Annotated in this window: 2 protein-coding genes; both read right to left on the bottom strand. The window is 40.8% G+C overall.

Annotation, left to right across the window (positions count from 1 at the left end; translation table 11 throughout):
• Window positions 1–343, bottom strand: a 343-nt coding sequence (locus tag Q0212_RS12465) for a hypothetical protein (RefSeq protein ID WP_297925996.1), incomplete at its 3' end; no start/stop codon positions are given.
• A 27-nt stretch (window positions 344–370) separates the two neighbouring features.
• Window positions 371–928 (bottom strand): glycosyl hydrolase 108 family protein, encoded by a 558-nt coding sequence (locus tag Q0212_RS12460; RefSeq protein WP_297925994.1) that lies wholly within the window; start codon window positions 926–928, stop codon window positions 371–373.
• Window positions 929–1,001 lie beyond the last annotated feature (73 nt).

Here is a 1,001-nt window from a genome sequence, read left to right as displayed (position 1 = left end):
TATCTTTACCAATAGCGTCAACAGGGTTTTTACTATCGCGCCATTTTTGAATAATTACACGCACAACCGACCATAACAACCAAGCAGGTACGGCACACACAAAGCAAATACCTAATTGACTTTGCAATGTGTAATGACTAAAGCCGTATGCCTCAATAACCAGTGGCCCTACAAACAATGAAGAGCCAAATGCACTGGCAACCATACCAAACAATTCCATCTTTGTTCGTGGTGGTGTTAATGAAATCATTACCAATACAGCAAGCACACTAACCAATAACCAGCCGCTAAAGACTAAGGCTGTTGTGATGATTGTTAATAAACTGTAGCTATCGTTTTGCATAACCATGTCTTGCTTAGTCATCATTTTTCAATTAGTAATACCAACACGGTTAGCAATCCAACCAAATACAAAATCTTCATTAGCAGGACGTGATTGTGCTAAATCTAAATAACGCGCACATTGCAATCCGTTCATTGCTTTTAGTAAAACAATACCGCCTTTGACACCACGCTTAGCATAGAACGCATGAAGTGCTTGAATGGTTGCACGACCCATAACGCCATCTTCTTTAACGTCTGCATACAATTTGCCTTGGTTGTTAAATGCGTTAAGCACTTTTTGCAAAAACATGATCGCCCACGCATTGCCCATGTTTACACCAGTGTCGAACATCTCAATAGCTAAGTCTTCACTCATGCGACAAATGTCATTAAGCTGCATTTTGTCCCAGTACCGCGAGTAATAAATATTACGGGCAATATCTAAACTCAGCTTAGCCATATCACCCATATAACCATTTTCACGGGCAACGGCTTCAGTAATACCAAACTTTGTTTTACCGCCAAGGTCACTTGGATGATTGCTGTAACCACCTTCTGCAATAACCACTTTTTCAAACGCTTTTTGGAATGATGATTGCGGCATGATGATTACCTTAAAACTGGCATAAAAAAACCCGCACAAGGCGGGTAACAGGGTTATGCTAACGATGGACGCT

Source organism: uncultured Agitococcus sp., from assembly GCF_937920075.1.
Lineage (GTDB): Bacteria > Pseudomonadota > Gammaproteobacteria > Pseudomonadales > Moraxellaceae > Agitococcus.
The sequence above is the reverse complement of the archived record's forward strand: the minus strand, read 5'-3'. Positions and strand labels throughout refer to the sequence as shown.